Origin of the sequence: Marivita lacus (assembly GCF_014637725.1) — a bacterium.
Taxonomy (GTDB): domain Bacteria; phylum Pseudomonadota; class Alphaproteobacteria; order Rhodobacterales; family Rhodobacteraceae; genus Marivita; species Marivita lacus.
On record NZ_BMFC01000007.1, the window covers coordinates 59,980 to 79,420 of the forward strand.

The following is a 19,441-nucleotide window of genomic DNA, read 5'->3' on the forward strand; positions in this document are numbered from 1 at the left end:
ACATATTCCGCTGGGCGCAAGCTTTCCCGACCCATCGAAGAAAGACATGCACCACGCAGCTCAACAGCTTGCCATGGTTCCGTCGACAGCACCGGTCATCATCGACGGGCTGGCCATGGGGGCGATGGACCATGACGTGTTGACTGGCATGACCGCGCCCATAATTGCCCTTGTCCATCATCCGCTGGCGCATGAAAGTGGTCTGCCTCGGGACAAGCGTGACAAACTGTTCCGAACAGAGCGCGACAATCTCGCACTTGCCTCTCATGTTCTGGTTCCAAGCCCGCACACGGCGGCTTTGCTTGGCTCGGATTACGATGTTCCCTCCGATCGTATCACGGTTGCACGTCCCGGCACGGATCGCCCGATTGGTCGCCTTGCCAAGACCCAACCACCGCTGATCTTGTCGGTGGGGATTCAAGTCCCGCGCAAGGGCCATGACGTGCTCTTGCGCGCATTGGCTCAAGTGGTCGACAGGCCGTGGCAGGCAGTGATTGCAGGATCTGCTCTGGATGCCGATCACGCGTCGCTTCTCGCGCGTCTGGTGGACGAGCTGGGCTTGTCGAACAGGGTCCGTCTTGCGGGCCGTGTTTCGGGCGAGGAATTGGCGCGACTCTATGGGCAGGCCAGCGTATTTGCCCTTGCCACGCGCTACGAAGGCTATGGCATCGTTTTCGATGAGGCGATGGCCTACGGCCTGCCCATCATCACCTGCGCAACAGGTGCTGTGCCAGAGACTGTCGCACAGGGAGCAGGTCTCCTGGTGCCGCCAGACGATCACGACGCCTTTGCCGATGCGCTGGCACAGGTGCTTGACGAGACCGAAATACGAGACCGGATGGTGGCCGCATCGCAAACTGCCGGTGTCGCGCTGCAAAATTGGGATGGCACTTCGCGCTTGGTGGCTGACGTGCTCGACCGCATTGCAAAGAATGCCCAAGATGACCGCTGAGGACGACATGGCGCTTGCCACAAGGCTTGCGCAGGAGGCTGGTGACATCCTGTTGGGATACTGGTCCGCCCGTGAAGCGCTGACCATCGCGACCAAACGCGCCGGCGATTTCGTGTCTGAAGCAGATCGTTCAGCCGAGCAGCATCTGCGGGATGGTTTTGCAAGCGCGCGCCCCGGTGACGGCTGGTTGGGAGAGGAAACCGGAGCCGCGCCGGGCTCTGGGCGCCGGTGGATCGTGGACCCGCTTGACGGGACAACGAACTTCCTGCGGGGGATCGGGCATTGGGCCGTGTCCGTTGCGCTGGAGGTGGATGGAGACCTGGTTCTGGGCGTTGTGCATGATCCGGTCAAAGGTGAGACATTCGCGGCGAGCAAAGGCACTGGAACCAAACTGAACGGACAGCCTGTCGTAGTGGCCCAAACAGCGGACCTGTCCGCAGCGCTGTTCGGCACAGGCATCCCGTTCGGCACCATGGCGTATATTGGCGACCATGCTGGCGATATCAGCAGATTGATGCCGAAATGCGCCGGTGTGCGCCGCATGGGCGCGGCAGCGCTCGATCTTGCCTATGTCGCCTCTGGCCGTCTGGATGGGTTTTGGGAACGACGGTTGCAGCTTTGGGATATTGCAGCTGGTCTGGTGCTCTTGCGCGAAGCAGGCGCGGTCGTGGAAGGTTGGGATGCCGAGGAACGCCCGGAGGACACAGGTACCGTTGTCACCGCCACGAGAGCTTTGTTCCCGCAGTTTGCCAGTACACTGCGCGGTTAGGGCAGGCGGGCGAAAAGATCGCCTGATGGCGCGTCAGCCGGAAGGGAGGCCAGCCAGTTGCGCAATCCATCCCCGTCGCGCCAATCGGACCAGAGGAAGCCAGAACGCTCACCGATCACGGGATTGAACTGGTAAGGACCGAGCTCTTCGATGCGGGTGATCACGGCCTCCGTGAGATGCACGAACTCGGGAAGATATTCGACCGAGAGCATCGGTACAGCTTGTGACAGACCAGAAAGCACGTCGAGTTCAAAGCCTTCGACATCTATTTTGACATAAGTGGGCAGGCCGTGCGTCGCGATGAGGCTGTCAAGCGTGAGCATCTTCACCGTTTCCGTCTTGTCCCAGCGCACATGAGCAAAACCAGGCGCAGCATGGGCATCCGCGACAAAGGTCGATTGCAGCGACGACACGGTTGGGTGGCGCGAGGAAACCGCCATCTCTGCCATTGTCTCGGCCCCACCTGCGGCCGCCTCTATCAAAATCACGTCTTTGGGCAACGTCAGTCGCAGATACCGCGCAAAGAGCGGCTGCGGCTCGAGCGCGATCACCCGTGCTCCGACGCGCCGCATCGCCCGCGTTCGAGAACCAACATGAGCACCCACGTCGAACACCAAGTCTCCGGGTTGCAGGATTTGCGCGTAAAAGCGCCGCCACGCCCCGATTGTCAAAGGGTTGTGATAAATCAACAGAGATCTCGCGAGGCCGAGCCAGCGCTGCATACCTTCAGCCTTTCCGAAATGTCCCGCACAAAGGTAGCGCGCCCACACGTTCGTCCAGTCACAGGCCTTGCCTGTGCCGTAACAGCCCTAAGTTAAGATGCCTGAACGAAATTACAGGTCACAAATGCCGTCAAGCCCGCTTGTCTCATCCGGGGCCGCCATCAGGCGGTCTGACCCACCCAAACAAAACACGTTACGCCTTCCGCTCGAACCGCGCGGGATCGAAATCCTGCTGCGCATGCAAGGTGACCTTCGATTGGGACTTCCAGTCATCCTCGAAGACGGCGAGAGCCATCTATTGGTCGCTCTTGTCGAAAGCCTGACCGACGAGCGTTACATTGCGATGACACAAATCGGTCATCCCGAGTTGGTTTTGACCCGGCGTCGCGCCAATGCTTTGGGCATCCAACAGCCAAATCAGGGCGATACGTTGCGTTTTCGGGTTCCGTCAGACCGAGATCTGAACTGGATTGCAATGGTCGCTGGTCAGTCCGGGCTGGATGATGCGAACCAGTGCAGCGGGCTGCCCATCCCGACTGTCGGCAAACCGATACATCAAATCGCGATTTGGCTTGCCAAGACCGTTCAAGCCATACCAGCGATCGTGTGCGTGCCATTGAACGACCACGACATGAGCGACATCTCGGCTCTTGGCCTGACCACGATGCCTTTGGATCTGGCCACTATAGCTCTGCAAGAGGCAGGTACGCAGTCCCAAGTGAGTTCGGCGCACTTGCCCTTGGACGCTGCATTGGCTGGACACGTGCATGTCTTTCGGCCCGACAATGGAGGTCCTGAACATTATGCGATCGTGATCGGACAACCCGACATGTCTTGTCCTGTCACCGTCAGGCTGCATTCCGCCTGTTTTACCGGTGATGTGCTGGGCAGCCTCAAATGCGACTGCGGCCCGCAACTGCGCGCGGCGATGGCGACCATGGCGTCTGGTGGTGGCGGAGTTCTGGTCTACCTCAATCAGGAAGGGCGCGGGATCGGCCTTGCCAACAAGATGCGCGCCTATGCGCTTCAGGATGCCGGTCTCGATACGGTCGAAGCGAACCACTGGCTGGGCTTCGAAGACGATCAAAGGGATTTTCGGATCGGCGGACAAATTCTTCAAAATATGGGGATCTCCCGCGTTCGGCTGATCACCAACAATCCGGCCAAATTGGCAAGTCTCGCTGCGCACGGAATTGACGTGACAGAGCGCGTTCCGCTGAAAGTCGGTCAGACCGCACAGAATGCTCATTACCTGTCGACCAAGGTCCTGAAGTCAGGGCATCTGCTGTGAAAAGCGCTCTGGCACTCTGGAGTGTGGACGTCGGCACTGTCGAGATACGTCCCGGCAGTCTGGGCGACGGCCTGCTGGTCGAGACACTGTTTTCCGGCATCAGCCGGGGCACCGAGCGTCTGGTGTTCGAGGGGCGTGTCCCCGCCTCCGAGTATGAACGCATGCGCGGACCGGCCATGGAGGGGGCTTTCCCCTTTCCGGTGAAATATGGCTACAATGTCGTCGGACGTATCGCCGAGGGTCCGAAGACGGGACATCTGGTCTTTGCGCTGCATCCCCACCAGACGCACTTTCGTTTACCTGAGGCTGCCTTGGTTCCATTGCCGCAGAGCCTCCCGCCTGACCGCGCCGTGCTGGCTGCAAACATGGAAACGGCGCTCACACTTCTTTGGGACAGTGGGGCCGCCGCAGGAGACCGGATCGCGGTGATTGGCGCTGGTGTCGTCGGCGCGCTTGTGGCCTACCTTGCGGCGCAGCTGCCGGGGGCGGAGGTCACGCTGGTCGACCTGAATGCAGAGCGATCCGCACTTGCCGAGACACTGGGATGTCAATTTTCCTTGCCAGGGAATGCGCCGAAGGAGTGCGATGTCGTGTTCCACCTGTCGGCCAGTGCTGCGGGCCTTGACACGGCAATCGACTGCGCAGGCATGGAGGCTACCGTCGTCGAGGGAAGCTGGTATGGTGATGCAAAGATATCGGTTGCGCTCGGGGGCGCGTTCCACAGTCGGCGCCTGCGGATCTGCAGCTCGCAGGTCGGGCACATTCCCCCTCTACGCGCCCCGCGCTGGAGCTACGGCCGCCGGATGGCCAAGGCTCTGGAGTTGCTCGCCGATCCCGTTCTCGACACGCTTATTTCAGGCGAAACATCGTTCAACGAGTTGCCTGACCACTACGCCAGAATCCTGTCCGACCCTGCCACGCTCTGCCACCGCATTCGCTATGACGCACCCTGAGGAGGTTCCATGTTTGCTGTAGAAGTCCGAGACCACATCATGATCGGCCATTCGCTGCCATCGCCCGTATTCGGCCCCGCACAGGGCATGCACGGCGCGACGTTTACGGTAGATGCGGCCTTTTTCACCGACGATATCGACGAACATGGTCTGGTCGTGGATATCGGGCTTGCAACCGAGGCCCTTGCCGAAACTCTGGCGCCGCTGCGCTACAAGAACCTGGACGAGGTGCCGGAATTCGCGGGCAAGTTCACGACCACGGAATTCTTGTGCGGCCACATTTTCAAGACCTTGGCGGAGCAAGTCCGCACAGGCAAGCTCGCCGACCAGGGGCGCGTCAAGAGGCTTCGCATCATGCTTCACGAGAGCCATATCGCCCGCGCCTGGTATGAGGCAGATGTCTGAGCCATGGGATTTTCTGCCGAATGGTTGTCCCTGCGCGAACCCGCTGACCGCGCAGCGCGCGATGGGCCGCTCGCACAGCAGGCTGCCAAGGCGGCAGGTCCAAACCCTCTTGTGGTCGATTTCGGGTGCGGGACAGGCGCAACATGGCGCGCGCTTGCACCCTATCTTCCAACTGGCGCTCGGTGGCGCTTCGTTGACAACGAACCCGCCTTGCTGGCCGAAGCGGGCCGTGTTGCCGGGGAAAATGCTGAACTTGTTGAGGCTGATCTCGGCGAGATGGACGCATTGCCTTTGGCTGGAGCGTCCCTTGTCACAGCTTCCGCTTTGCTCGATCTCATGCCAGAGGCTTGGGTGGCGGATTTGGCGCGGCGGTTGGACGTCCCGTTCTATGCGACCCTCAACTATGACGGGCGTATGTCGTGGGCTCCGGCACACGATGACGATGCCGCAGTGACCGCAGCTTTCAATCAGCATCAGCAAGGCGACAAGGGCATGGGACCAGCGCTTGGACCAAATTCGGCCGATCGGACAATTGCACTTTTCGAGGCGGCTGGTTTCATGGTCCTGAGCGCAGACAGCACTTGGTTGCTTGGGCCCGACAAGGCGCCGTTGCAGCGCGAACTGACAAATGGGATCGCGCAGGCCGCCAACGAGGCAGGCGCTCGAGAAGCCGCTTCCTGGGGCCGTCACCGTCATGCCATCGCGGATCGCACCACCTGCCATATTGGGCATATCGACATTCTGGCGTTACCAACCGGGAATTTGCAGGAGAGCACTCATGTCCTTCGTTGACGTCACGCCAAGGGTTTGGCAGCGCTTGCTGGACGTCAGGAACGGACTGGCCTGCCCGTGCTGCGGGCGCTGGACCCCTGGCGAGCAAGCAGCCCTCGAACTCTACGGTCCACTGGCACGTCGTGACATTGGGCCGGTGACCATAGGCCAGATCGGCCAGTCACTGGACGGTCGCGTGGCAACCACCTCCGGCGACGCGCGGGATGTGTCGGGACCGGACGGGTTGGCGCATCTGCACAGGATCCGCGCACTTGTCGATGGCGTCATAATTGGCGTTCGAACGGCGCTTCACGACTCACCAAGGCTGACGGTTAGGCTATGTGACGGACAAAACCCTGCACGCGTGGTGATCGATCCGCAGGGGCGGCTGCCCGATGATGCGCCCGTCTTTGCCGATGATGGCACACGAAAGTTCGTGATCCAGGGTGTCGACAGGACCCGGCCCGCGGGTGTCAACGTCATTCGGCTTGATGTACGCGACAACCAGTTCGATCCCCGACAGATCGTTGTCGCGTTGCGCCACGAGGGTTTGCAGAACCTTCTTATCGAAGGGGGCTCGATCACGATTTCCCGCTTCCTCGAGGCCGGGCTTCTTACCCGACTACAGGTGGCCGTAGCCCCGCTTCTCATTGGTGCAGGGCCCCAAGGTCTGACAATGTCTTCGCCAAGCGAGAAGCTCTCGGATGCGATCCGTCCGGATATGCGCGTGTTTTCGATTGGCTCGGATGTCGTTTTTGACTGTGGTCTCACGGCCGAGGCTGCTGCGGCCAAAGAGCCGATGCACGCAATTCAGGTGGGCGCTGTGCGTTGAACGACAGTGTGCAGGCTGCGTGCTTTGGGAGTTTTTAACTCGGTGTGCGTAGGTTGTTGCAGGACTGCAACAAGAACCAAGCGGACGCACCTGCGCTGTTCCAGTCACCAAAGCCTTTTTTGACATGGTGCTCCCAGGATCATTGCGGGCCTAAAAATTGGAATGCTTCGCACAGCATGCTTCCATAAAAAGCTTTTCCAAACTTTACACAGCGCTAGGTCCTTTCAGGCGTGGGAGCGATGCGAATTTTCACCGCATTCTCATCAAGATGCCGTAAAGACCGACACAGGAGCAGCTTTGGTTTCGACCGAGATGGGATTTTGGAATGTCATTGTTCAAGCAAATCGTGATCACGGCACTTGTGCTCGCAACGGGGTTCTGGGGTCTCGTGACCTATGTTCCCGCGTTGCTCCCCATCCTCGACCGTTACGGATTGCTTGAGCCGTTCGGGATTACGGTGCCCGAGCAGCAAGCGGCTGCGCAAAGCGGTGGCGGCAGGCCGGGAGGCGGTTCTCGAGGAGCCGCCAAGGTCATCGCTGTTGAAGTCCAGAGTGCCAACCTCTTTGACGAGATCGTCACAATCGGCGATGGGCGCGCAAGACGCAGCACCATGGTCTTGCCGGAAGTTTCGGGGCGTCTTGCGTCGATCAATGTCCAATCCGGTGGCTATGTCGAAGCCGGCAGCGTGATTGCATCGCTCGAAGATCAGATCCAGCGGATCGAAGTCGAGCGGGCGGAGTTCCTTCTGCAGGATGCACAATCGGTTGCGGATCGGGTGACTGCGCTTGGCAGCACGGTCGCTGCGATTCAACGCAGCAATGCAGAGCTCGCACTTCAAACCGCCGAGCTGGATCTCAAGGAAGCACAATTCGAACTGGAGCGACGCCAGATCATCGCGCCCTTTTCTGGCTGGGTCGGCATCATCACACATAATGTCGGCGACCAGGTTTCGCCCGCAACCGAATTGACCCAGATCGATGACCGGTCGGAAATCATCGTCGATTTTCGGGTGCCGGAGCGGTTTGTTGGCCAGATCACAGACGGCGATGCGATCAGGGCAACCCCGTTGGCACGCCCGCAGGATGAGTTGCTCGGCAAGATCACCGCGCTGGACAGCCGTGTCGATCCTGACAGCCGCACGTTGCGCGTACAGGCTTCGCTCGCCAACACCGATGACACACTGCGCGCTGGAATGGCCTTCCGCATCACTGTGGATTTCACCGGCGAGGCTTTCCCTTCGGTTGATCCATTGGCCATCCAGTGGGGCAGCGATGGGCCGTTCGTGTGGGTGGTTGCTGATGGAAAAGCCCAGAGGACATCGGTCATGATCATGCAGCGCAACAGCGACTCCGTTCTGGTCTCGGGTGGGCTCGCCGTGGGTGACCTGATCGTCACCGAAGGTGTGCAGAACCTAAGACCGGGGGCAGAGGTCGAACTTCAGGTTGGAGCCACAGCAAACCCGACGCAGGCTGCCTTGCCTGTCTCGCGCGGATAGGAGGCCACATGGCCGTCACATCTCAGTCTGTCCAGTCGTCCACCACGGCTCTGTTTGTGCGCAGACCGATCCTTGCTTTTGTCCTGTCAGCGCTGATCGTCCTTGCGGGCGTGGCAGGCTTGTTCGGCGCGGAAATCCGGGAACTTCCCGACGTCGACCGGCCCGTTATCACCGTCACGACCGATTTCTCGGGCGCATCCCCCGAAACCATCGATCGCGAGATCACCGCCCAGATCGAAGGGGCCGCCGGTCGGGTGGCAGGCGTCAAAGCGATTTCGTCGAATTCCCGATTTGGCAGAAGCCGTGTCACGATTGAATTCGGTGACGATGCCGATCTGGATGTCGCGGCCACCGACATGCGCGACGCCATCGGTCGCATTCAGAATTCACTGCCAGACGGTGCTGAAGACCCACGTATCGTGAAGGCCGACGCAAACGCGGACGCCGTGATGCGAATTGCCGTTACGTCAGATCGGCGCTCCGCACAGGAGCTGACGCAGTATGTGGAAGAGACCATTGAGGACCGCCTGATTTCGGTTCCCGGCGTGGCTGATTTGCAGATCTACGGCGACCGGGAATCCGTCTACCGCATCGATATCGACCAGATGCAGCTCGCCAGCCGGGGCCTCAGTCTTTCCGACATACGAAATACCCTCAGAAACGTCGCCTTTGACGCACCCGCCGGTTCGCTCAGCTCCAGCAGTCAAAGCATCGTGGTGCGGACAACTGCAACAGTGACCTCCGCCGCCGAATTCGAAGCACTGTCGATCCGCGATGGTGTGACGGTTGGGGATGTGGCAACCGTTACCTTGGGCCCGGCCCCCGGCGAAAGCGTCCTGCGTGCCAATGGCCAGACCGGTCTTGGGTTGGGGATCGTGCGGCAGGCGCAGAGCAACACGCTGGAAATATCGCAGTCCGTGCGGGCGGTTGTGGATGACCTTCAAACCATCCTGCCAGCAGATGTCCAGGTCTTCGTGACGAGCGACGACGCAGTCTTCATCAACGGGTCGATCCGCGAAGTACTCAACACGCTGGGCATCGCCATCGCAATCGTGATCGGCATCATTTTCCTGTTCCTCAGGGATGTCCGCGCAACGATCATTCCGGCCGTCACATTGCCCGTTGCATTGATCGGGACCCTGGCGGCGATCTATCTGGTCGGGTTTTCCATCAACATCCTGACATTGCTGGCGCTGGTTCTTGCGACGGGAATGGTTGTCGACGATGCCATCGTGGTGCTGGAAAACATCGTGCGCCGCCGCTCCGAGGGGATGGGGGCGCGGGCCGCGGCAGTTCTCGGCACGCAGCAGGTTTTCTTTGCTGTCGTCACGACAACGGCAACCCTGGCGGCCGTGTTCATCCCGCTCTCCTTCCTGCCCGGTCAGACCGGTGGCTTGTTCCGAGAGTTCGGATTCACACTGGCGATATCGGTCCTTCTGTCCTCGGTCGTTGCCCTGAGCCTCTGTCCGGTTCTGGCCAGCAAATTGCTGAAGGGACAAACAGGCAAAGAGGCTCCCCGGGGGCCAATGATCTGGCTTGGCGAACGTCTGACGGCAATCTATGCATTCACCTTGCGCTTTTGTCTTGCTGTCCCACTGCTGATCATCGTGTTGTCTGCGGGTTTCGCGACGGTTGCAGCGCTCAGTTTTGGCAATATCCGACAGGAACTGACCCCGTCCGAGGATCGATCCATCGCGCTCTTGCGTGTCTCCACCCCACAGGGCGTGTCTTTGGACTACACCGCCCGCAAAATGCGCGAGATCGAAGACCTGATCGAGCCTCTTCGCCAGTCCGGAGAGGTCACCAACGTGTTTTCAATCGCGGGAACCGGTTCTGACAACCGAGGCTTCATGGTCATGACCTTGGCAGAATGGCAGGATCGTGACCGCAGTCAGCAAGAGATCGTCGGGCAGATCAACGGGTTGCTTGGCCAGGTGATCGGTGTGCGCGCCTTCGCGATACAACCGAATTCTCTGGGCATCCGCGGCGCAGGACGGGGCCTGACGGTCGCATTGACCGGGAATAATTATGACAGGCTCGCCTCCTCGGCAGACCAGATCATCGAACGCATGGAGCAGAACCCGGCCTTTGGTCGCGTTTCGCTTGGTTACGAAACCACACAGCCGCAGCTTTTCATCGAGGTGGATCGGGACCGGGCGTCCGACCTTGGCGTCAACATCGACGGATTGGGCGAAGCGCTGCAAGCCGTTCTCGATGGGCGCACTGTTGGAACAGTCTTCATTGATGATCGCAGTTTCGAGATCAAGATGATCTCGACGGTGGACCCTGTGAACGATCCCGGTGACCTTGAGCGGATCTTCGTGCAAGCTGGCAATGGCGAAATGGTTCCGATCTCAAGCTTTGTGCGCTTGCAGGAACGCGCGGTTGCACCCGAACTGACCCGAGAGACGCAGATGCGGGCAGTCGAGATTTCTGCCAGCCTGACGCCCGCGCTTTCGCTGGGCGACGCATTTCAGGAACTTCAGAAAATTGCCTCGGACATTTTGCCCGAGGAGCAGCGTATCGTGCCGCTCGCCGAGGCGGCGACATTGTCTGAAACCTCATCCGGACTTCTGATCACCTTTGGCTTTGCCATCATGGTCGTGTTCCTGGTCTTGTCCGCGCAATTCGAAAGCTTTGTGTCAGCCCTGATCATCATGGCAACCGTGCCTCTCGGGATGGCCTGCGCGATTTTCGCCCTGATACTGACGGGCGGCAGTCTGAATGTCTACAGCCAGATCGGCTTGGTGCTCTTGGTCGGGATCATGGCCAAGAACGGTATCCTGATCGTTGAATTCGCGAACCAATTGCGGGACGAGGGGAAATCCGTGCGCGACGCCATCTACGAAGCCTCCACCATCCGCCTGCGACCAGTTATGATGACAATGACGTCGACCGTGCTTGGCGGGCTCCCATTGATTTATTCTTCGGGGGCGGGTGCAGAGGCCCGTGAGGCGCTTGGCTGGATCATCGTCGGTGGGCTCGGGATGGCGACACTATCGACGCTCTACCTCACGCCTGTGGCCTACCTGGTGCTCGCCCGACTGTCCCGCCCAAAGGCCGAAGAAGAGGCTCTTCTGGTCAAGGAACTGCAATCGGCATCAAACCCTGTACAGCCAGCAGAATAAAGGCTCGCATTCTCTCGTATGCTCGACCACCGACATCGCCGAGAACGCGTTCGGCGTAGACCAGTGACGCGTTAAGGTGACCCATTGTCTCGGGGAGACTTGATTCACAAGGGGTCGTAGCTGTGATCCATCGCGATGATCGCTGAGAATTACGTGCAGAAAACACATAACCATCATTATCAGATAAACTTGTGTACGCGGGTGGATTCACAAACGAAGTGCAAATTCTGTATCAAAACAGAGAGTTGCACGGAGTATGAAGAATGGGAACCCACTATTGTCACCTGAAACTGGAAGAACGCCGCAAACTCGCAAAGTGGCTCGAAGCCAAGATGCCGGTTTCGGAGATTGCAGATCGGTTGGGTCGCGACCCCTCCACGATCTACAGAGATATCAAGCGGAACCGCTATACTGACACCGAACTACCTGAGCTGAACGGCTACTATGCGCTGAACGCTCAGGACATGTACGAGAAGCGTCGGGCCATCCATCGCAAGATGATCGTACACCCCGAGTTAAAGGCTGCCATTGAAGATCGCCTCAAGGCCGGTTGGTCACCAGAACAGATCGCAGGCCGTATGCGGCTTGAACGCCATCCGATCTGTGTGAGTCACGAGACGATCTATCGGTTTGCCTATTCCAAGGATGGTCGCGAAGAACAGTTCTACCGTCACCTTCCGAAGCACCGTCGTCGACGCAGGCCCCGCGGCTATCGTAGGCATAACCGCACCCACATATTCGACGTTCAAAGCCTGTCCCACAGGCCTGAACGCATCTCAGAGCGCTTGGAGTTCGGCCACTGGGAATGCGATTTGATGATGTTTCGCAAGGAGCATGGAAAGGTCAACGTGACCTCCTTGGTCGAGCGCGTCAGCCGTTTTACCGTGGTGATGCGCAATGAAGATCGTCAGTCAAAACCGATCATGGAGTCGCTGATCCAAGGACTGGCTCCCCTGCCCGCCGACGCGCGCCAATCCATCACATTTGATCGCGGTACTGAATTCTCGGCCTGGCAGCGTCTCAAGGACGGGATCGGTGCCGATGCGTGGTTCTGTGATCCGCAAGCACCGTATCAAAAGGGCACCGTGGAAAACACGAACAACAGGTTGAGAAAGTACCTGCCCCGCTCGACCGAACCGACGGCGCTGACAAATCGATATTTGAAGTCGATTTGCCACCGCCTCAACACAACGCCGCGCAAATGCCTCGGCTTTCGAACACCGGCAGAAGTCTTCGAGAGCAAGATGATGGAAATTCAGAACCAACTGGAATAAAACGAGATATCCAGAACTGCACTTCACCGTGAGTTCACAGCGATTTCCTATTGTGACAGCAGCGATCGAATGAAACGTCGAGAAAACCCCTAACACGAAAAGCTGGGTGCTTCGAAAAGGTCCCTACCCCGAGGTTATCGAACTCAGATGATCTCGTCTTCATCGAACATGGGATCGCCTGCCAATTGAGACGAATGATCGCCCATTGCGTCCTCGGTCTTGTCGACAGAAAGGATTTGCGCAAGGTGGAACACCGCATCGCCTTCATTGACGATCGGCATGACCGCTCGACCGACTATGATCCCGTCGAACGGCGCGACGATTTCACTTTCGTGCTCGCCGAAGGGGTCGGAGACCATACCCAGAATCTCGCCTCTGCGCACTGCGTCACCACCCGCCTTCAAGCCTCGGAACAGGCCGCCCATCGGAGCCCGCAACCACTTGCTTGAGGGGCAAAACTGCGTTCGCGCAGTTGCAGATGCGACGCCTCGGCCGGATATCATCCCGACCGACTTGAGAACCCGGAGGATACCGACCTGCCCGACCCGGACGGAAACCTCGTCGAAACGCAGACCTTCCCCGGCTTCGTACAGCAGAACGCTGGTGCCATGGTCCTTTGCGGCCTGCCTCAGAGACCCATGGCGAATGGGGGATTCCATGATGATCGGCGCCCCGAACGCATCTGCCAATTCGCGCATTTTCGCATCTTTGGGCGAGACGCGCACTTGCGGATAATTGAAGCGATGGATCGCCGCGGAGTGCAAATCAATTCCGATTTCCGCACGCGAGACGATCTCGGTCAGGAACAGGTTTGCAAGGCGCGCGGCCAAAGAGCCGCCTTCGCTCCCCGGGAAGGAACGATTGAGGTCCCGGCGGTCGGGAAGGTAGCGGGATTTATTGATGAACCCGAATGAATTCACGATGGGCACCACGATCAGCGTGCCGCGTAGACCGCGTATCGCAGCAGACTTGAGAAGGCGTCGGACGATCTCGATCCCGATGACTTCATCGCCGTGAACACCCGCACTGACAAAGACAGTGGGGCCGTCGGCCTTGCCGTGGATCACATGCGCCGACATTGTTACCGGCGTGTGATCCGACAATGAACTGACGGGCAGATCCACGGTCCGCCGCGTGTTGGGTGCAATCAACTCACCACCGATCTCGAAATTGGCACGCTTTGACATCCGCCCTCGCCTCTCGTCTAGTTTTCTGGTTTCGCATGCTTTGCGGGAAACTCGACCATCTTCGCAGCGATGTCGAGACCGGTTGCCTTTTCGACAGCTTGCAACTCGTGGGAGGGAGTCTCCTCCACCTTGCTGCGCACGGCTCGTACGATGCGGATTGTCTGTTGGACGTTACTCAGAACTGATCCAGCAGCCATCGGAGTTGTCAGGGAGATTTGCCCCATGCGGAACTTTGCCGATGACCGGAATCGTCGTTGGACATTTGGAACCCGAAACCGGCAGAAGACCCGGTAATCCCCCCGTTTTTACGGGGGCTTGGTCGTAGAATTTACGCGACCATTTTCAGTTTTTGGGCGGGCGTCATTCCGCCGTTGCCCATGTTTGGGCGTTCGTTGTTGTAAGACCAGAGCCATTCGGTGGCAATCTGCTGTACCTCCTCGATGCTTTCGAAGATGTAGAGGTTCAGCCATTCATGCCGGACCGTCCGGTTGTAGCGTTCGACATATGCGTTCTGCTGCGGTTTGCCGGGCTGAATGTAGGTCAGGGCTATGCCCTGGTTTTCAGCCCATTCCATAAGGGTGCCGCTGACGTATTCCGGGCCATTGTCGACTCGAATTGTTCCCGGGGCACCACGCCATTCGATAATCTGGTTCAGGGCTCGAACTACCCGTTCCGCAGGCAATGAAAAGTCGATCTCAATGCCCAGTCCCTCGCGGTTGAAGTCGTCCAGAACGTTCAGCAGGCGGAATTGCCGTCCATCCCCCAGCCTGTCGGCCATAAAGTCCATCGACCAGACCTCATTCGGGGGCCGAAGCGTAAAGCAATCGATCCGGGGGATCGATTGTAGCGAAGGCGGCACGACCAGTTCATCGGGCTTTTCCCGCTTCAGACGCTTGCGCGGCTTGATCCGCAGGTTCAGCTCCAGCTCACGGTATATCCGGTAGACGCGCTTGTGATTCCAGCCATGGCCTTGGACGTTGCGCAGATACAAAAAGCACAGGCCGAAGCCCCAAGTCTTCTTCGCCGTCGTCAGCCCGAGGAGCAAATCAGCGATCTGCTCATTCTCGTCATCCAGCTTCGGGCTGTACCGGTAGCATGTCTCACTGACATCGAATGCCCGGCATGCCAGCGCAATGCTGACGCCCTTCATCGCCACCGCTTTCACGGCCAACTCTCGGCGTTGAGCTGGCCGGATCATTTTTTTCCGAGCGCTTCCTTCAGCAGGTCGTTCTGCATGCTGACGTCAGCGAACATGCGCTTCAGCCGCCGATTCTCCTCGGCAATAGCCTTCATCTCGCTGATCAGGCTGGCATCCATGCCGCCATACTTCGCGCGCCACTTGTAGACCGTGGCGCTGCTCATGCCGTGTTCCCGGCACAGCTCGGAAACGGGCGCGCCATTCTCCATCTGCCGCAAGATACCCATGATTTGGGCTTCTGTGAAACGTGTCTTCTTCATCGGAATCTCCTCAGTCATCCTGCCGAGAAAATTCTACTTCCGCATCCCTCTAAGATCGGGGGGGATTACCACCCCTCGCTGAACTTGTTGCTGCCCGGCGGCGTTCGTCTCTCGAAGTCGAGGCTGAACAGACGGGAGTGAACAATGTGGAACGACCTCTCAACGACGATCCTTGTCGGGGCCTTCCTCGCGGCAAGCGTTGTCATCTTCTTCTCCGGTCTGAGAATGACGGGCCTCGCCGACCGGCTGGCAGACCGCACCGGACTTGGCGAGGCGATCATCGGGACAATTCTGCTGGGCGCTGCCACCTCGTTCAGTGGCATCATTGTCTCGATTACGGCCGCGCTCGATGGCCGGGCATCGCTTGCTTTGTCGAACAGCGTGGGCGGCATCGCGGCTCAAACGCTGTTCCTGACCTTCGCCGACATGTTCTATCGCAAGATCAATCTCGAACACGCCGCCGCCGATCTCGGGAATGTCTTTCAGGGCATCGTGCTGATGGTTTTGCTCACACTGCCGTTCCTCGCATTTTCCGCGCCTGAGGTCACGATTTGGTTGGTCCATCCAATTTCTTTTGCCATCCCGCTCGTGTTCGCGGGTGGATTGATTGGCGCACGGGCCGTCAAGAAAGAGCCGATGTGGGAACCGATCGACACCGACGAAACGAAACCCGACCAGCCGGAAGAGGAAGAAGCCGAGAGCCGCACGCAGAGCACAGGGCGTCTATTTTTGATGTTCGGAGGCCTCATGCTTCTCATGGGCATCGCAGGATTCGGGATCGCGAAAATTGCCGCAGAACTCGCTGACAGGACGGGTATTTCGGACACGATGGTGGGCACACTTGGCACCGCACTTGTGACATCCATGCCAGAACTGGTGACAACGATTGCAGCCGTACGCCGTGGCGCATTGCAGCTCGCAGTTGGGGGTATCATCGGCGGCAACACCTTCGATACTTTGTTCCTGACAGCCTCTGACATCGCTTACCGCGATGGCTCGCTCTATCATGCGGTAGGCAGCACGGACTATTACTGGATCTCTACGGCGATGCTGATGACCGGTATCATGATCGGCGGCATGATCCTCAGACAAAGGCAGGGTCCCGCCCGGATCGGCATGGAAAGCATCCTCCTGATGGCGATCTACGCCGGAGCAGTTGTTGTACAGTTCCTTTCTGGAACCTGAGGATCTGAGGATGCAGGTTCACGTCGATCCGGGGCGGTCGAAAACCCGCTACACGTAAAAGTCCAACTCTTCCTGTGCTTTGAGCAGATCGCGCATCTTGATCGGATCGTCGCCAAAGAAAAACACCAAGCCCCAATGCGTACCGAAGGCAGACCGATCCGGCACCGTTTCCTGCGTGGGTGACAGCAGCTCGTGGAAGTCAAAATACGGGTGTTCCGCAGTTTCCTTCGGCATCTCGAGAGTGCTGACGACACGACGGCGCGGGTAGACGCCAAAGCAGCCGGCATAGCCCTTTGCGTCTTCGACCTCGCGCGGGAAAAAGGCATCCACCTCTTCCTTGGTGCTCTTGGGATCAAACACCAGGATATTGGCCTGGTAGGCGTTGAAGCCGTAAGCACGTTCGATCAATTCAAAAGCCTTGAAACCCGGCGGGCGATAGGCAACCTCACCAAAGTACATCTCGCCGTCGGACGTCACGAAATATTCCGGGTGGATCTGACCGAACTTGATGTCGAAGGTCTTGATCAGTTTCTCGATCTGCTTGGTGATCGCATCGCGCCAGCTTTCCAGTTCCCGTGTCGCAGGCACGAACACGGAATAGCCAAGCGTGACATATTCCGAGATGTTGAGGAACTTGATCTCGCCGTCGTGGACCCAGGCTTCAACCGCGAACTCCCAGCCATCAAGATGGCTTTCCATCAACAGCGGATATTCCTCGTCCGGGATCTTGTCGATGTCTTCGATATCCCGGATCATGCGGTGTCCGAGGCATCCAGCCTTGTCGAACGCCTTGACATGGATCGGATCGTCGGGGTCGCCATCGAGCTTCAGCAGCGTCTGGTTCACGCGCTTCATGAAACGGACGATATCGTCTTTCTCGTAGGCTTCCTCAAAGATACCGACACGGATCCCGCCCAACTGGGCGCGACGTTTCATCAAGGCCTTATCGCGAAACAGCACGGATTGCCCGTACATGCGGGGCTGATCCATGAGAACCGAGTTGATGGCACCGGCCCATTCGACCGTTTCTTCGAAAAGCGGAATGGCCACATCGACGCCTTCCTCCTTGAGCCTTTGGGCAATTTCGATCGAGCGATCGTTTAGTCGCGCAAAATCCCACTGGATGAAGGGGATCTTGTTTGCTTCGCAAAAGTCAGCGGCCCAGTCGGGGGCGACCACGATATAGCGACGGTCAAATGCCTGGGCGGCCTTGATGGCGTTGACGCTCCAGCCGAGCAAGGCGACATAGCCCTTGTTCGGGTCTTTGGGCGTTTCTGTTCCCTTGACCGAATCCAAAGTCGGATCGGTCCAGTTCGAGACGTCTCTGGCGAGAGGGGCTTCTGATGATTTCGAGATAGCGCGGTCTCCTTTGTCATATACGCAACATGCCGAGGATCCAGTCAGACACCCACATGTTCTATCATTTAGTTAACGTATCTCATTATTTAGTTAGTCTATCTAATTATATAGAGGTATGCTCAATACTTCAAACACACCTATGGGCAGTCGTAAGCGTTCCCAGCTTCATCATGATGAATGCAAAAATCGCGTACTTGTTCATATTTTTCCGAAAATAGGCTTGGCATGATGATTTTTCAGCTTCATATGTTTGACCGCGACGTATAGAAGGCAGTTCCCTGATTGGTTCGATCATAAAACTAAAATTGGTCAGATTCAGGATGTGAAGGGCCGCTGCCAGACGAGGTGAGGTATTCACTTGAAGAACGGCGCTGATTGGATCCTGAGACCCATGATAGACCCTGCCATGTGTCATCGGATGACAGCGATTCGTAGCCGATTTGACGACTTCAGCCCGTTCAGGAGTTGCCAAGCCCTCACCAATGAGGTGTAACGTCGCTCCAAAGGCTTGCGAGAACGCAGCCTGCAACTTGCTCATGCGATCTCCAGCACGATGGATTGATCGGCACAAAAAGATTTTGGGAGCCTTTCCGGCATGTACGTTTTTTCCAATCCGGTTGGGGCCGGTTCGCTTTGGTTTCACAATCTGGCCACGGCAGATGGAACACCGGTCGGCTATGATCCCCAAGCGCGGGCGTTCATTCCGACTTTGCAGTTCTGCGCCAACCGGGAGCTCCTGGGGTGCAACTGGATTGCACCAGAGCCAGGAGCGCTATGCCGATCCTGTGCAATGACAACGATTTCACCGGACACCTCCATTCCCAACGCTCTGTCCAACTGGGCGCAGACCGAGGCTGCGAAGCGGTGGGCACTCGACAATCTGGGTCGCTGGCACTGGTTCCGCCCCGAGGACCCGGGAACGCCTCCAGTCTTTCACATGCTCGCCGACGGACCGACGCCTGTCGCCATGGGACATGTAAACGGCGTGGTCACCATCAGCGTGGCCGAAGCGGATCCGGTCCTCAGCACAACGCGTCGTGAGGCGCTTGAGGAACCTTACCGAACCATGATCGGTCACATGCGCCACGAAATCGCGCATATGCTCTGGTGGCGCCTCAGTCTGCGGACCGATTTCCTCGAGGCATTTCGGGCCGTGTTCGGCGATGAACGCGAGGATTATTCAGCCGCGCTGCAACGTCACTACAGCAATGGCCCACCCGAGGACTGGAACCAGAATTACCTGACAACCTATGCGTCGGCGCACCCGCACGAAGACTGGGCGGAGACGGCCGCGCATCTGTTGCACCTGACCGATATCACCGACAGCGCCGTATCGGCAGGCTTCTCGTTGGCGGCCTTGCCCTATCCGGACTGGGATCCCTACTCGGAACCTGACGCCATATCCTTGATCCAGGTCGCGATTTCAGTTGTTACCGGGGTCAACCACATCAATCGCTCCATGGGACTGGCGGACGTCTATCCATTCATGATTTCCCATGCAGCCCAGAAAAAACTGGCCTTTGTGCATGAATGGCTGCGCAGAGGGGCACAAGGCAGGTAGACGGTTTTTTCCCTAATAGGTGACCAAATCCGGTTCTGTCAGACCCCCTCTTCGGGCCATTATGTGAGGTGCACACAATGCCCGAGGAGGGGAGATGGA

At 58.4% G+C, this 19,441-nt stretch carries 17 protein-coding genes; 12 read left to right on the forward strand and 5 right to left on the reverse strand.

What is annotated here, in order from left to right:
* Positions 1–46 precede the first annotated feature (46 nt).
* Entirely contained in the window at positions 47–952 is a 906-nt protein-coding gene (locus IEV82_RS13885) for a glycosyltransferase family 4 protein (RefSeq protein ID WP_308420439.1), read from the forward strand.
* Entirely contained in the window at positions 942–1,721 is a 780-nt protein-coding gene (locus tag IEV82_RS13890) for an inositol monophosphatase family protein (RefSeq protein WP_188482639.1), read from the forward strand. Before IEV82_RS13885 ends, IEV82_RS13890 begins: the two co-directional genes overlap by 11 nt.
* Here the strand turns inward: IEV82_RS13890 and IEV82_RS13895 are convergent.
* On the reverse strand, positions 1,718–2,443 hold the full coding sequence (locus IEV82_RS13895; protein ID WP_188482640.1) for an FkbM family methyltransferase: 726 nt from the start codon (positions 2,441–2,443) through the stop codon (positions 1,718–1,720). The genes IEV82_RS13890 and IEV82_RS13895 overlap by 4 nt on opposite strands.
* A 298-nt stretch (positions 2,444–2,741) precedes the next feature.
* Here IEV82_RS13895 and ribA point away from each other — a divergent pair, with 298 nt between their 5' ends.
* The 8 genes from ribA (at position 2,742) to IEV82_RS13935 (ending at position 12,592) form a co-directional block, all read left to right on the forward strand.
* Complete coding sequence (gene ribA, locus IEV82_RS13900; protein WP_229747803.1) at positions 2,742–3,734, forward strand: GTP cyclohydrolase II; 993 nt, start codon at positions 2,742–2,744, stop codon at positions 3,732–3,734.
* Positions 3,731–4,687: a zinc-dependent alcohol dehydrogenase gene (locus IEV82_RS13905; protein WP_188482641.1), complete on the forward strand. Its 957-nt coding sequence runs from the start codon at positions 3,731–3,733 to the stop codon at positions 4,685–4,687. The genes ribA and IEV82_RS13905 overlap by 4 nt, the downstream gene beginning before the upstream one ends.
* Positions 4,688–4,726: 39 nt before the next feature.
* Positions 4,727–5,092, forward strand: coding sequence for a 6-pyruvoyl trahydropterin synthase family protein (locus IEV82_RS13910; RefSeq protein ID WP_373285230.1), 366 nt, complete (start codon positions 4,727–4,729; stop codon positions 5,090–5,092).
* A 3-nt stretch (positions 5,093–5,095) separates the two neighbouring features.
* Positions 5,096–5,884, forward strand: a complete 789-nt coding sequence (locus IEV82_RS13915; RefSeq protein WP_188482643.1) for a class I SAM-dependent methyltransferase — start codon at positions 5,096–5,098, stop codon at positions 5,882–5,884.
* Positions 5,871–6,695 carry a RibD family protein gene (locus IEV82_RS13920; protein ID WP_188482644.1) on the forward strand — a complete coding sequence of 275 codons (825 nt, stop codon included), beginning with the start codon at positions 5,871–5,873 and terminating at the stop codon, positions 6,693–6,695. Before IEV82_RS13915 ends, IEV82_RS13920 begins: the two co-directional genes overlap by 14 nt.
* Before the next feature lie 325 nt (positions 6,696–7,020).
* The gene (locus IEV82_RS13925) at positions 7,021–8,190 is read left to right on the forward strand and encodes an efflux RND transporter periplasmic adaptor subunit (RefSeq protein WP_188482645.1); all 1,170 of its coding nucleotides are present in this window, start codon (positions 7,021–7,023) and stop codon (positions 8,188–8,190) included.
* Positions 8,191–8,198: 8 nt separating this feature from the next.
* Positions 8,199–11,318, forward strand: a complete 3,120-nt coding sequence (locus tag IEV82_RS13930) for an efflux RND transporter permease subunit (RefSeq protein ID WP_188482646.1) — start codon at positions 8,199–8,201, stop codon at positions 11,316–11,318.
* Between the two features lie 263 nt (positions 11,319–11,581).
* A complete protein-coding gene (locus tag IEV82_RS13935; RefSeq protein WP_188482647.1) occupies positions 11,582–12,592 on the forward strand; it encodes an IS30 family transposase in 1,011 nt (336 codons plus the stop codon).
* 143 nt (positions 12,593–12,735) lie between these two features.
* On the opposite strand, the gene IEV82_RS13940 is transcribed toward IEV82_RS13935, so the two are convergent.
* Positions 12,736–13,779 carry a succinylglutamate desuccinylase/aspartoacylase family protein gene (locus IEV82_RS13940; RefSeq protein ID WP_188482648.1) on the reverse strand — a complete coding sequence of 348 codons (1,044 nt, stop codon included), beginning with the start codon at positions 13,777–13,779 and terminating at the stop codon, positions 12,736–12,738.
* 328 nt (positions 13,780–14,107) lie between these two features.
* Positions 14,108–15,237 (reverse strand): IS3 family transposase gene (locus IEV82_RS13945; protein WP_188482649.1). Its coding sequence is split into 2 segments (ribosomal slippage): positions 14,108–14,976 and positions 14,976–15,237, totalling 1,131 coding nucleotides; the frame shifts between segments, so codons are not numbered across the junction.
* A gap of 144 nt (positions 15,238–15,381) precedes the next feature.
* Between IEV82_RS13945 and IEV82_RS13950 the strand changes: the two genes are divergently transcribed.
* On the forward strand, positions 15,382–16,422 hold the full coding sequence (locus tag IEV82_RS13950; RefSeq protein ID WP_188482650.1) for a sodium:calcium antiporter: 1,041 nt from the start codon (positions 15,382–15,384) through the stop codon (positions 16,420–16,422).
* A gap of 48 nt (positions 16,423–16,470) precedes the next feature.
* Here the strand turns inward: IEV82_RS13950 and IEV82_RS13955 are convergent, their stop codons facing one another.
* On the reverse strand, positions 16,471–17,718 hold the full coding sequence (locus IEV82_RS13955; protein ID WP_229747804.1) for an ATP-grasp domain-containing protein: 1,248 nt from the start codon (positions 17,716–17,718) through the stop codon (positions 16,471–16,473).
* Positions 17,719–17,908: 190 nt separating this feature from the next.
* Positions 17,909–18,319 (reverse strand): hypothetical protein, encoded by a 411-nt coding sequence (locus IEV82_RS13960; protein WP_188482651.1) that lies wholly within the window; start codon positions 18,317–18,319, stop codon positions 17,909–17,911.
* Between the two features lie 252 nt (positions 18,320–18,571).
* Between IEV82_RS13960 and IEV82_RS13965 the strand changes: the two genes are divergently transcribed.
* Positions 18,572–19,342, forward strand: a complete 771-nt coding sequence (locus tag IEV82_RS13965; protein ID WP_229747805.1) for a putative zinc-binding metallopeptidase — start codon at positions 18,572–18,574, stop codon at positions 19,340–19,342.
* Positions 19,343–19,441 lie beyond the last annotated feature (99 nt).

What these genes read in the sequence shown, in the direction of transcription:
- IEV82_RS13885 (WP_308420439.1), top strand. Translation starts at nt 47, where the DNA reads ATGCACCACGCAGCTCAACAGCTTGCCATGGTTCCGTCGACAGCACCG.
- IEV82_RS13890 (WP_188482639.1), top strand. Translation starts at nt 942, where the DNA reads ATGACCGCTGAGGACGACATGGCGCTTGCCACAAGGCTTGCGCAGGAG.
- IEV82_RS13895 (WP_188482640.1), bottom strand. Translation starts at nt 2,443, where the DNA reads ATGCAGCGCTGGCTCGGCCTCGCGAGATCTCTGTTGATTTATCACAAC.
- IEV82_RS13910 (WP_373285230.1), top strand. Translation starts at nt 4,727, where the DNA reads ATGATCGGCCATTCGCTGCCATCGCCCGTATTCGGCCCCGCACAGGGC.
- IEV82_RS13915 (WP_188482643.1), top strand. Translation starts at nt 5,096, where the DNA reads ATGGGATTTTCTGCCGAATGGTTGTCCCTGCGCGAACCCGCTGACCGC.
- IEV82_RS13920 (WP_188482644.1), top strand. Translation starts at nt 5,871, where the DNA reads ATGTCCTTCGTTGACGTCACGCCAAGGGTTTGGCAGCGCTTGCTGGAC.
- IEV82_RS13925 (WP_188482645.1), top strand. Translation starts at nt 7,021, where the DNA reads ATGTCATTGTTCAAGCAAATCGTGATCACGGCACTTGTGCTCGCAACG.
- IEV82_RS13930 (WP_188482646.1), top strand. Translation starts at nt 8,199, where the DNA reads ATGGCCGTCACATCTCAGTCTGTCCAGTCGTCCACCACGGCTCTGTTT.
- IEV82_RS13935 (WP_188482647.1), top strand. Translation starts at nt 11,582, where the DNA reads ATGGGAACCCACTATTGTCACCTGAAACTGGAAGAACGCCGCAAACTC.
- IEV82_RS13940 (WP_188482648.1), bottom strand. Translation starts at nt 13,779, where the DNA reads ATGTCAAAGCGTGCCAATTTCGAGATCGGTGGTGAGTTGATTGCACCC.
- IEV82_RS13950 (WP_188482650.1), top strand. Translation starts at nt 15,382, where the DNA reads ATGTGGAACGACCTCTCAACGACGATCCTTGTCGGGGCCTTCCTCGCG.
- IEV82_RS13960 (WP_188482651.1), bottom strand. Translation starts at nt 18,319, where the DNA reads ATGAGCAAGTTGCAGGCTGCGTTCTCGCAAGCCTTTGGAGCGACGTTA.
- IEV82_RS13965 (WP_229747805.1), top strand. Translation starts at nt 18,572, where the DNA reads ATGACAACGATTTCACCGGACACCTCCATTCCCAACGCTCTGTCCAAC.